Raw genomic sequence first — 11,784 nt, 5'->3', positions numbered from 1 at the left:
CTATTGGATTCCGACCAGGGCCTGGTCGGTCCGTTTCGTAGCGTAGAGCGTTTCCTCGAACTCTGCTGGCGGCACGTCATTCAGATAGCCGTGCAGGCGGGTCTGGTTGTGCCAGTGGACCCAGCTGAGGGTGGCGAGCTCGACGTCCTCGACGGTCTTCCACGGGCGGCCCTCACGGGCCGGGCCACGGATCAGCTCGGCCTTGTAGTAGCCATTCACCGTCTCGGCCAGGGCATTGTCATAGCTATCTCCCACGGTGCCGATCGAGGGCACCGCACCAATCTCGGCCAGCCGCTCCCCATAGCGAATGGACGTAAATTGCGAGCCTGCATCGCTGTGGCAACGCAAGCCGGTCAGTGTGGTGCCACGGGACCAACGGGCCATCTCGATCGCGTCCAACACCATCGTCGTCCGCATGTGCGAGGCGACCCGCCAGCCCACGATCATGCGCGAGCAGGCGTCGATGATGAAGCACACGTAGGCGACCCCGGCCCAGGTCGGCACGTACGTCAGGTCGGTGACCCACAACTGGTTCGGCGCCTCGGCGATGAACTGTCGGCCCACCAGGTCAGGATGACGAGACACCTCAGGATTCGGTCGGGTGGTCCGTACCGTCTTGGCCCGGCGTACTCCTTCGATCTCCTCGACTCGCATGAGGCGGGCGACCTGGTCACGGCCGATCTCGTGACCGGCGCGTTGGGCTGCCTTCCAGATCTTCCTGGCTCCGTAGACCCGGTAGTTCTCCTCCCACAGCTGCCGCACGACCGGTGCCATCACCGCATCCCGTTTGGCACGCTCAGAGGGCTGGCGGGACTTCGCGGCGTAGTAGGTGCTCGGAGCCACCTGTAGTCCTGCTTGTCGCAGGACAACGCAGATGGGCTCGACCCCGAGCTTGCGGCCATCGACAGCCTCGTATCGGTGGGCGTCGATGAAGGCGACTACCTCTTGTGTTGGCGGTCGAGCTCCGCCCCGAAGAAACTGGCGGCCCGCTTGAGGATCTCGTTAGCCCGACGCAGCTCACGATTCTCCTGCTCCAAGGCCAGCATCCTCGCGGCCTCATCGGTGGTGACGCCCGGGGTGTGGCCGTCATCGATGTCGGCTTGCTTGACCCAGGTCCGGACGGATTCGGTGCCGTAACCCAGTTGTTCGGCGACGCGCTTCACGGTGCCCTGAGTAGTCCCCAACTCGGCGCGCAGCGTGCGCACCATCCGCACCGCTGCGGCTTTCTCCTCCGCGCTGTACCGACGCGTGGTCGGCTGATCCTGCGAGATGTCCTTCGGCATAACCCCATCCTCGTTTCCAAGGTCAGGAGTCTCCAAGAAACCCAGGGCGATTCACGGCCAGAGCGTGTGGGAAGCTTGAAATGTATCTGCAACGTATAGCTAACTAGCATAAGAATGACAGACATGGGGGAGCAGCTTGGTTCGATTGTCGAACGTTGCATAGTTGCTGCCGAGGACCTGAACAAGGAGTAGGAGTCAACTATGTCAACCGCCAACCAGATCTCGAAAAATCACTGGTATCGCAATGAGGACCTCGCCGGAGTTCCAGGACCCGCTCGTGAGATCCAGGGGTATGGTGAAAATCCGCCGGTTGTGCGTTGGGAAAACGATGCAAAGCTTGCCATCAACATCGTCATTAACTATGAAGAGGGTTCAGAGCTGACCTTCGCTATGGGAGATGGCGAGAATGACGGAATGCATGAGCTTCCCTTCGATGTTGAAGAGCAAAGAGATCTAGCCAAAGAATCGATGTATGAATATGGATCTCGTGCAGGAATTTGGCGGATGTTCCGGACTTTTGACCGCTTGAATGTGCCTATTACTGTTTTTGGGGCGGCGGTTGCGTTAGAGCGGAACCCAGCAGTCGCTCGTAAGATCCTGGAGCGCGGAGATGAACTAGTCGGACATGGCTATCGGTGGATTGATCACTTTAAGTACAGTCGTGAAGAGGAAAAAGATCTGATCGAGATGGCCATGGAGTCTTTCGAAAGACTCGGATTGCGCCCACAGGGTTGGTATTGCCGCGAGATGTCTGTTCACACACGTGAACTTCTCGTGGAGGACGGTCGTTTCCTTTACGACTCGGACTACTATGGGGATGATCTCCCTTACTGGACTTTCATCAACGGTAAGTCACATATGGTTGTCCCGTATTCTCTTGCAGTTAATGACTGCAGATATGTCATTGGCACCGGATATGGCTCCCCGTCGGATTTTCTTGATGTCATGAAGCGCTCTGTATTGCAACTGCTTGACGATGGAGATGATTGTGGCCGCATGATGTCTATCGGCCTCCACCCTCGGATCACGGGAAATCCTGCACGTACTCAGGCGTTGGCGGAGTTTATCGAGTGGGCCAAAGAGCAAGAAGGGGTTGTCTTTTCTCGTCGGATCGACATCGCTGAAAAGTTCATGGAGCAAGTACCTCGTCCCAGCACTCCTGGAGACCGCTTGAATCGTTAACGGTTCTGTCGATGTTCACGTCGAAACCACTCGCACGTTACTACTAGTGCATAAAACTAATAAATGGAAGAAGGCCCATCATGGGATCTACGCCTGTAGAGTCTGAATCCGGCAGTAATCCGGAAAGCCCAGAGAACGACGAGTCTCACGAAGAGTACATGCTTGCAGCGGTACCGAAGACTGAACGTCGGTCCTGGTGGTCGATGTTCGTCATCTGGGCAGCATTTGGGTACGTGCCAACCGGTCTGATCGTGGGTGGTCAGTTAGCTGGTAGTGATGATGGCGGTGGAATGCCGTTCAGTGGCGCAGTGGGAACGATCGTAGTTGGTCAGGGAATCCTCGTGGTGCTCACGTTCCTACTTGGTTTCGCGGCAATGAAGACTGGATTTAATCTCTCCTTGATGTCCCGGTATTCATATGGGAACAGGGGAATCGTTCTTCCCATGTTCATTATGGCGTTGCTGACTCTTGGGTGGTTCGCTTCCATCGTCGGCATGGTCGGGGACATATTTGATGCGGCCTTCGGTAGCTGGACCGGGGTCATGGTTTTCGACAACCTTTCTCTCGAGTTCGTGATTTTCTCCCTCATCTGGGGGGCGGTATTCACCTACTCGGCATGGAAAGGAATCGTGGCGCTTGAGCGAATTTCTGCACCGGCTGCTCCGTTCATCCTAGTTGTGGCGATAATTGTCGTACTCATGATGGTCAATGAATTCGGCGGCTTCGGCAATGTCTTGTCTGAAGGCGCAACGCGCGCCGGAACCTCTGTGGGCACTGGCGTTACCCTCATTATGGGGGCGTGGATTGCTGGAGTCATCATGGGTGTTGATATCTTCCGTTACGCGAAGAACGCGGCACATGTCTTCATCGGGGTTGGAGCTTGTTTCATCCTGACTAACCCCTTGCTGAACCTCATCGGCTATACCGCGCAGATCTCTTCTGGTGACGCGAACTTCATCGCGTGGATGGTAACCAGCGGTTGGGTGCTGACAATCCTCGGAGTCGTTCTGTGGGTTCTCGCGCTGTGGACCACAAACATGACAGAGCTGTACTGCAACGCTTTGTATGTAGGTGCTTCAGCGAACGCTGTTGGAAAACGGATTCCCCGCGGCCCGATTGTGATCATTGCTGGCATCATCGGAACTATTCTGGGTGCCTTCGGGTTCTATTCCTATTTCTTCGCCGACTTCATCACGATACTCGGCGCTGCGTTCGTGCCTCTTGCAGGTCCTATTCTCGCGGACTTCTATGTGGTCCGTCGCCGGGAGTACGACGAAGCTCATCCGAACGACCTACCGCCCGTACGCTGGCCTGGAATTATTTCGTTCCTTATCGGGGCGGTTCTGGGAATAGTCTTCCAGTACTGGATGCCACTCCCGCTGGACTTCCCGGCGGGGCTGGCAGCACTAATCATCGCCTTCATAGTCCATATCGTAATTTCGAAGGGCATGGCGAATCGGCCAGAGCAGGAATTAGTGCAGTCTGCTGCACGTGTCGGCTAATCGCAATAGCGTTGACAGATAGAGGGCTGGGTTTCCCGCGAAGCAGTTCATTCGCGGGAAACCCAGCCCTCTAGGCTTTCTTGGGAATATGGCAACTCGCCCTCTCCGGCGCCGATGCGGTCGTTTGTTACCTTCGGATAGCCCCCTAGTTTCCTGTTTTAGGTTAGTTGGTGCTGAGGAAGCGGTGGAGGATCTGGGTGAAGACTTCGCGCTGTTCGGCGTGGACCCAGTGGCCTGCATTCTTGACGGTGATCTGGCGTACCCGGGGGAATAGCGCCCGCATTGCCGGGGCATATTCGGCTCTTCACAATCCCGGGTGTAGCAGTGGTCTGAATCCGCCGGATTCCAGCAGGGATCGGGCGATGTAGTTCGTGATGTTGCGGAATCCCAGGGCGGAGCCGCGCAGGTGCTCGAGTCGGCCGTTGATTGCTTCGCTGGGACCATTGGAGGTTCCGGGGAGGTCGAAGTAGGCCAGGATGTCCGCAGCACGGTCCTTCAGGGTCCGCCCGAGCCTCGTCAACTCGGTCAGGGCCTTGGGCACTGCGCGGGAGAGCTTGGTGATGACCTTCTGCATCATGGCCTTGCCCTTGGCCCGGTCTTTCTGGCGGTAGGCGGCGACCATGTGCTGGTATTAGGCCCAGGTGGCCTCCACTTCGGCGTGCTCATCCGGGGTGAGAACGTCCTGGATGCGGGTGTACTGCTTGTCAGTGAGTAGATCGGCCCCGGTCAGTAGCGTTCTTCTGGCTTTGTAGAGGGGGTCGTCCTTGCGGCCCCGGTGGCCCAGGGTGGCCTGCTGGATGCGGCGTCGGCACTTCTCGACGGCGTCCCCGGCGAGCCGGACTACGTGGAACGGATTATTCCGACGTCGGAATAATCCGTTTTATGCCGAGGTCCAGGCACCTACATCCCCGCGGCACCAGGCCAGAAGCACCGACATCGGCATAACCAGGACCTCGGCATAAAACGGATCCATGACGGCGGTGGCCTCGGGCAGTTCCTCCTCGGCGGCGGTCTTGAACCCGGTGAACCCATCCATCGCCACGACCTGAACCCCGTCGCGCCATGCCTGGTCGCGCTCGGCCAGCCAGGTCTTGAAGACCTGCTTGGAGCGGCCCTCGACCATGTCCAGCAGCCTGGCCGGGCCGGTGCCGGCCCGTAGTGGGGTGAGGTCGATGATCACGGTGACGTACTTGTCTCCCCGGCGGGTGTGGCGCCAGACGTGCTCGTCCACCCCGATCGCACTGACCCCGTCGAACCGGGCCGGGTCATTGATCAGCACCCGGTGGCCCTCGGCCAGGACTGCGTCGTTGGCGGTGTTCCACCGCACCGCCAGCGACTCGGCGACCCTCGCCACGGTCAGGTGCTGGATGACCAGGGCCTCCAACGCCCAGCGCAACGCGCGGCGGGAGAGCTTGGCCTTGGGCTCGGCCGCGGCGGTGGTGTCCTGACGCCATACATGGGCGCAGTCCTGGCACCGATACCGGCGGACCGTGACGTGCAGGGTCGTGGGCCGCCACCCCAGAGGCTCGTGCGCCAGCCGACGGATCACGGTGCCCCTGGGGGTGCCTTGGACCCCGCAACGATGGCACCAGTCATCCGGTTCCACCACGCGGCAAGCCAGCACCGCTCGGCCCGGCTCGAGGCGTTGGCCGGTGGCTTGAAGGCCGAGCTCGTCCAGGCGGCAGAACTTGGTCAGGTCACAGTCGTCGAAGGTAGCGTGGAGCACGTCGAGGTCTTCCAGATGGGTGGTGTAGGAACTTCCATCTTCGGAAGGCCTCGACCCCTATCCAGCCACCGACGCGCCGCTCGGCGCGGAATCGCTGGCTACACCCTCATTTGTGAAGAGCCGCTTTCATTAGCATCGTTCGGCGACGCGGGGAAACCTCCATCCCAGTGACAGCACCAATGATTCACTCAACGCTCGCTGCTGGCCGGGCGCTCCTGCGTCGGGGTCACCTACCTATGTGATCGCAGCATGAGTCGAAGGCTGCAAGCGCGACGGTTATTGCCCTTCAAGGACTCTCCATCTGGATGCCTTGACTAATTGGGTGACAGGGATCCAAGAGAAATCACCCACCTTCCGGGTCCTTCAGGTTTGAATCGCCCTGGGTTTCTTGGAGACTCCTGACCTTGGAAACGAGGATGGGGTTATGCCGAAGGACATCTCGCAGGATCAGCCGACCACGCGTCGGTACAGCGCGGAGGAGAAAGCCGCAGCGGTGCGGATGGTGCGCACGCTGCGCGCCGAGTTGGGGACTACTCAGGGCACCGTGAAGCGCGTCGCCGAACAACTGGGTTACGGCACCGAATCCGTCCGGACCTGGGTCAAGCAAGCCGACATCGATGACGGCCACACCCCGGGCGTCACCACCGATGAGGCCGCGAGGATGCTGGCCTTGGAGCAGGAGAATCGTGAGCTGCGTCGGGCTAACGAGATCCTCAAGCGGGCCGCCAGTTTCTTCGGGGCGGAGCTCGACCGCCAACACAAGAGGTAGTCGCCTTCATCGACGCCCACCGATACGAGGCTGTCGATGGCCGCAAGCTCGGGGTCGAGCCCATCTGCGTTGTCCTGCGACAAGCAGGACTACAGGTGGCTCCGAGCACCTACTACGCCGCGAAGTCCCGCCAGCCCTCTGAGCGTGCCAAACGGGATGCGGTGATGGCACCGGTCGTGCGGCAGCTGTGGGAGGAGAACTACCGGGTCTACGGAGCCAGGAAGATCTGGAAGGCAGCCCAACGCGCCGGTCACGAGATCGGCCGTGACCAGGTCGCCCGCCTCATGCGAGTCGAGGAGATCGAAGGAGTACGCCGGGCCAAGACGGTACGGACCACCCGACCGAATCCTGAGGTGTCTCGTCATCCTGACCTGGTGGGCCGACAGTTCATCGCCGAGGCGCCGAACCAGTTGTGGGTCACCGACCTGACGTACGTGCCGACCTGGGCCGGGGTCGCCTACGTGTGCTTCATCATCGACGCCTGCTCGCGCATGATCGTGGGCTGGCGGGTCGCCTCGCACATGCGGACGACGATGGTGTTGGACGCGATCGAGATGGCCCGTTGGTCCCGTGGCACCACACTGACCGGCTTGCGTTGCCACAGCGATGCAGGCTCGCAAGCCGTATTCAACCGGTCGTCGCAACACCGACTTCTTGGAGGTGTTCGATGGGTGTCAAGGAGAAGCAGAAACGGGTCCAGGCCTACCGGGGGCAGATCGTGTCTCCGGGCCGGCCGACGGTGGCCTGGCGTGAGGATCGGGTGCGGTTCTGGGCGGCGATCGCCCGTGGGGAGAAGACCTCGACGGCGGGGGCGGCAGCCGGGGTCTCCGAGCCGGTCGCGCACCGCTGGTTCCGGCATGCTGGCGGAGTGAATCCCTGCCTGGCCCCGACGGTATCGGGGCGTTACCTGTCATCAGCTGAGCGTGAGGACATTGCCCTGTGGCGGGCCCAGGGCCAGGGGGCGCGGGAGATCGCCCGCCGCCTGGGCCGGTCCGCCTCGACAATCTCCCGAGAGCTGCGCCGCAACGCCTCCACGCGCACCTATCGACTGGAGTACAAGGCCTCCACGGCGCAGTGGCATGCCGAACGCCGGGCACGCCGTCCCAAGGTCGCCAAGCTGGTCACCCATCACCGGCTGCGCCAGTACGTCCAGGAACGGCTCAACGGTGCGGTCTGCGCCACCGACGGGCGAGTCGTTGGCCCGGTCGGACCGGTGTGGGACGGTAAGAACAAGCCCCACCGCGGGGACCGGGCCTGGGTGCGCGGGTGGAGTCCGGAGCAGATCGCCCGCAGGCTGCCGCTGGACTTCCCTGACGACCCCTCGATGCGGATCAGCGCCGAGGCGATCTACCAGGCCCTCTACATCGAGAACCGTGGTGGCCTGGAGCGGAGTCTGTCCTGGTGCCTGCGCCGGGGCCGGACCAAGAGGATGCCCCGGGCCCGGACCCGCCAGCAGGCGTGGGCCCACGTCACCGAGCAGACCCTGATCTCCAACCGGCCCGAGGAGGTCGCCGACCGTGAGGTCCCCGGCCACTGGGAGGGTGATCTCATTATCGGGCTCAAACGCTCAGCGGTGGCCACCCTGGTCGAGCGCACCACCCGGTACGCGATGCTGGTCCACCTGCCCCGGCTGCCCGGCTACGGCCAGATCCCACCCACGAAGAACGGCCCGGCCCTGGCCGGCTACGGGGCCCTGACCATGAAGGACGCCCTCGCCAAGGCATTCACCCCGCTGCCGACCGGGCTGCGCCGGTCATTGACCTGGGACCGCGGCAAGGAACTCTCGGCACATGCCCTGTTCACCGCCCAGACCGGCGTGGCCGTCTACTTCGCCGACCCCAAGAGCCCCTGGCAACGCGGCAGCAACGAGCACCTCAACGGGCTGCTGCGCCAGTACCTGCCCAAGGGCACCGACCTCGCCCGCTGGGACGCCAACGAGATCGCCGCCGTGGCCCACGCCATCAACACCAGGCCCCGACGCATCCTCGACTGGCGCACCCCCGCCGAGGCCTTCGAAGAACAGCTACGATCGGCCCCACAGCACACTGTTGCGACGACCGGTTGAATACGGCCAATTTACGTCCATTCGCTATGGGGAGCGGCTGGCCGAGATTGGTGCGGTGCCCTCGATCGGCACCGTGGGAGATAGCTATGACAATGCCCTGGCCGAGACGGTGAATGGCTACTACAAGGCCGAGCTGATCCGTGGCCCGGCCCGTGAGGGCCGCCCGTGGAAGACCGTCGAGGACGTCGAGCTCGCCACCCTCAGCTGGGTCCACTGGCACAACCAGACCCGCCTGCACGGCTATCTGAATGACGTGCCGCCAGCAGAGTTCGAGGAAACGCTCTACGCTACGAAACGGACCGACCAGGCCCTGGTCGGAATCCAATAGAACGAGTCTCCATCAAACCCAGGGCGATTCACTCGGGTTACCTTGGCTGCGGCCGTCAGGGCATCGATCGCCATGGTGATCGGACCAGTCGCCGGGGGCGCTTCCATGTTGACGTTGTTCATGACTTCTCCTGGTCGAGGTGAGCGGTGATGTATGGGAGAAAGGCGCTCAACCCAAGCAGAACACGCACATGGATGGGCGTGCTGGCGTTATCCACAGGCCCAGAAGTGGACCGGTAATCGAAGGGTTACTGGTTCGAGTCCAGTCGGGGGAGCCATTCAAGGCCCTCGTCCCGCATGGCGGGGCGGGGGTCTTGCTGTCTGGGCAGGTCGGCAGACCAGCGGTCAGAGATCGGCCGACTGTGGTTGCGGCGGCAGGGCGGCCACCAGCGGGTGGTCCTTGGGGATCAGACCCATCTTGGCGGCGCCGCCCGGGGACCCGAGGTCGTCGAAGAACTCGACGTTCGCCTTGTAGTAGTCCGCCCACTCGTCCGGGGTGTCGTCCTCGTAGAAGATGGCCTCCACGGGGCACACCGGCTCGCAGGCGCCGCAGTCGACGCATTCATCCGGGTGGATGTACAGGGAGCGTTCCCCCTCGTAGATGCAGTCGACCGGACATTCCTCGATGCAGGCCTTGTCCTTGACATCCACACACGGCAGGGCAATGACGTACGTCACGTGGGACCGTCCACCTTCCAGCGGTTTGTTGATTGATGACCCTTGGCGATCCAGCACTTGGGACAACGGGCAAGGGCGGCAGATCTCGAACGCCCTGACGGTCCGTCACATCGAGGGCGTGGCTCCGGAGAGTTCCGATCTGATGATCTGCGCACCCGAGGCAAGGGCGAGCATCTTGTCTCGTGCAACCTGCCGCGGCAGTGGTGCCATGCCACAGTTCGTGCTCGGATACAGCTTGTCCGCATCGACGAACCGGAGAGCTTCCCGGAGGGTGCCGGCGACCTCCTCTGGGGTTTCGATGTCGCCACTGGCGACGTCGATGGCCCCAACCATCACCTTCTTGCCTCGGAGGAGTTCGATGAGCTCGACAGGGACGCGAGAGTTGTGGCGTTCCAGGCTGACCATGTTGATCGTCGACTGCTGCAGCAACGGGAATGACATCTCATACTGGCGCCACTCCGACCCGAGCGTCGCCTTCCAGTCGTTATTGGCCTTGATGCCATACCCGTAGCAGATATGCACGGCCGTTTCGCAGTTCAACCCCTCGGCCGCACGCTCCAGCGCGGCCACTCCCCACTCTTTCACATCGTCGAAGAACACATTGAAGGCAGGCTCATCGAACTGGATGATGTCGACACCCGCGGCCTCCAGTTCCCTGGCCTCCTGATGGAGAATCTTCGCGAACTCCCAGGCGAGCTTCTCGCGGCTCCTGTAGTGCTTGTCGAAGAGGGTGTCGATCATGGTCATGGGACCGGGGAGCGTCCATTTGATGGGCTGACTGGTCTGCGCGCGGAGAGCCTTCGCGTCGTCGACGAAGACCGATCTCTCTCGACCCACTGCGCCGACGACCGTGGGGACGCTCGCCTCGTAGCGATCCCGGATCCGCACCGTCTCTCGTTGCTCGAAGTCAACGCCGCTGAGATGTTCGATGAACGTCGTGACGAAGTGCTGACGAGTCTGTTCCCCGTCACTGACGATATCGAGGCCCGCGTGGCGCTGATCGTCAACAGCCAGACTCAGCGCATCCCGCTTGCCCTCGCACAGTTCCTCGCCATCCAGTTTCCACGGCGACCACAGCTTTTCCCGCTCGGCAAGCCAGCCGGGCTTGGGCAGGCTGCCGACGATCGAGGTGGGCAACAATGAGTTCATCGGTGATTCTCCGTTTCTCGTCTGGCCAGTGGGGAGGCAGTCGCGGCCCATTGCTCCAGAACGGTCCAGTGTGGCTTCACGAGGTGCTCCTGTGTGAACTTGCCCTGCGTGCGGGCCAGCTGATTGCGCTCCTCGCGGTCGTAGGTGATCGGCGTCAGCGAGTAGTCGCGATTCTCCAGGTTCGGCCGGTAGGTCCGTCCCGCCGTCGAATGGGCGTTGTAGATCTCCGGGCGATAGATCTTCTGGAACGTTTCCATCGTGCTGATCAGACCGATGAGCGACAGACTGGAATGGTCGTTGAGGAGATCGCCCCGGTGATAGAACGCCAAAGGCGCGACCGCGCCGCGGGGCATGAAATAGCGGACCCGCAGTCCCATCTTCTCGAAGTATCGATCAGTCAAGGAGGACTCATCCTGCCGGTACTCGACCCCGAGTATCGGATGCCGGTTCTCGAGCCGGCGATACGTCTTGGTACTTGAAACGCTGATGCAGATCACGGGCGGTTGGGCGAAACGCTCTTGATATGCCGTCGAGTCGAGGAAGTGCTTGAAGAGTTTCCCGTGCAGGTCGCCGAAGTCGGCGGGGACGCTGAGCCGAGATTCCCTCGCGTGGTGTTCCGGCAGCACCACGCTGAAGTCGTAGTCCCGGACATACGACGAGAAGTTGTTCCCCACGATGCCGTCGATCCGCACGTTGGACAGCGTGTCGAGGATCTGCACATCGAGCATCTCGATCACGGGAAAGACCGCGTCGTCAGCCTCAGCGGCGAAGTGCAGGTCGACGGAGACGATCTCGATCTCGACGGCATAGCGGTCTCGGCCCGGATTGTCCCAGTGCGCCAGGTCATTGACGCGACGATCGATCATCGTCAGGGTGTTGCGGAGGTTCTGCTGACGATTCTCGCCGCGGGCCAGATTCGCGAAGTTCGTGGTGCCTCGGGAACTGGACGACGGGGAATACTCCTCATCGAAGCGGGTCGTGCTGATGGCGAACTCGAGGTCGTTCGCCTTGGTCTCCAACGCTCTCCGCTGCTGTTCGTGCCCTGCTCGCCCCGGGGCCGCATGAGCCGACTTCTGATACGCGGGCTGGTTGAAAGACGTCGA

7 protein-coding genes and 3 pseudogenes are annotated in these 11,784 nt (G+C 61.7%); 5 read left to right on the top strand and 5 right to left on the bottom strand.

Annotated elements, in window-relative coordinates; genetic code table 11:
* Positions 1 to 1,283 (bottom strand): IS3 family transposase gene (locus tag IMT31_RS13455; protein WP_413543106.1). Its coding sequence is split into 2 segments (ribosomal slippage): positions 1 to 980 and positions 980 to 1,283, totalling 1,284 coding nucleotides; the frame shifts between segments, so codons are not numbered across the junction.
* A gap of 201 nt (positions 1,284 to 1,484) precedes the next feature.
* Here IMT31_RS13455 and IMT31_RS13450 point away from each other — a divergent pair.
* Entirely contained in the window at positions 1,485 to 2,465 is a 981-nt protein-coding gene (locus tag IMT31_RS13450) for a polysaccharide deacetylase family protein (RefSeq protein ID WP_413543105.1), read from the top strand.
* Positions 2,466 to 2,545: 80 nt separating this feature from the next.
* On the top strand, positions 2,546 to 3,967 hold the full coding sequence (locus IMT31_RS13445) for a purine-cytosine permease family protein (RefSeq protein WP_413543104.1): 1,422 nt from the start codon (positions 2,546 to 2,548) through the stop codon (positions 3,965 to 3,967).
* A gap of 304 nt (positions 3,968 to 4,271) precedes the next feature.
* On the opposite strand, the pseudogene IMT31_RS13440 reads toward IMT31_RS13445, so the two are convergent.
* Positions 4,272 to 5,693, bottom strand: a pseudogene (locus tag IMT31_RS13440) (ISL3 family transposase).
* Between the two features lie 424 nt (positions 5,694 to 6,117).
* On the opposite strand from IMT31_RS13440, the pseudogene IMT31_RS13435 reads away from it, so the two are divergent.
* From IMT31_RS13435 to IMT31_RS13425, 3 genes and pseudogenes are all read left to right on the top strand, one after another.
* Positions 6,118 to 7,082, top strand: a pseudogene (locus IMT31_RS13435) (IS3 family transposase); the annotation flags it as partial.
* A 47-nt stretch (positions 7,083 to 7,129) separates the two neighbouring features.
* A complete protein-coding gene (locus IMT31_RS13430) occupies positions 7,130 to 8,527 on the top strand; it encodes an IS30 family transposase (RefSeq protein ID WP_413542379.1) in 1,398 nt (465 codons plus the stop codon).
* Positions 8,528 to 8,534: 7 nt separating this feature from the next.
* A pseudogene (locus tag IMT31_RS13425) lies at positions 8,535 to 8,855 on the top strand (integrase core domain-containing protein); the annotation flags it as partial.
* Between the two features lie 344 nt (positions 8,856 to 9,199).
* Here IMT31_RS13425 and fdxA read toward each other — a convergent pair.
* The 3 genes from fdxA to IMT31_RS13410 all read right to left on the bottom strand — a co-directional run bounded on the left by fdxA (position 9,200) and on the right by IMT31_RS13410 (position 11,700).
* A complete protein-coding gene (gene fdxA / locus IMT31_RS13420) occupies positions 9,200 to 9,532 on the bottom strand; it encodes a ferredoxin (protein ID WP_345354950.1) in 333 nt (110 codons plus the stop codon).
* Between the two features lie 105 nt (positions 9,533 to 9,637).
* On the bottom strand, positions 9,638 to 10,681 hold the full coding sequence (locus IMT31_RS13415; protein ID WP_413543103.1) for a methionine synthase: 1,044 nt from the start codon (positions 10,679 to 10,681) through the stop codon (positions 9,638 to 9,640).
* Positions 10,678 to 11,700: a DUF1852 domain-containing protein gene (locus IMT31_RS13410; RefSeq protein ID WP_413544430.1), complete on the bottom strand. Its 1,023-nt coding sequence runs from the start codon at positions 11,698 to 11,700 to the stop codon at positions 10,678 to 10,680. Before IMT31_RS13410 ends, IMT31_RS13415 begins: the two co-directional genes overlap by 4 nt.
* Between the last annotated feature and the right edge of the window lie 84 nt (positions 11,701 to 11,784).

It is taken from the genome of Citricoccus nitrophenolicus (assembly GCF_047305825.1).
Classification (GTDB): domain Bacteria; phylum Actinomycetota; class Actinomycetes; order Actinomycetales; family Micrococcaceae; genus Citricoccus; species Citricoccus nitrophenolicus.
This window is presented reverse-complemented; position numbering and strand designations above follow the sequence as displayed.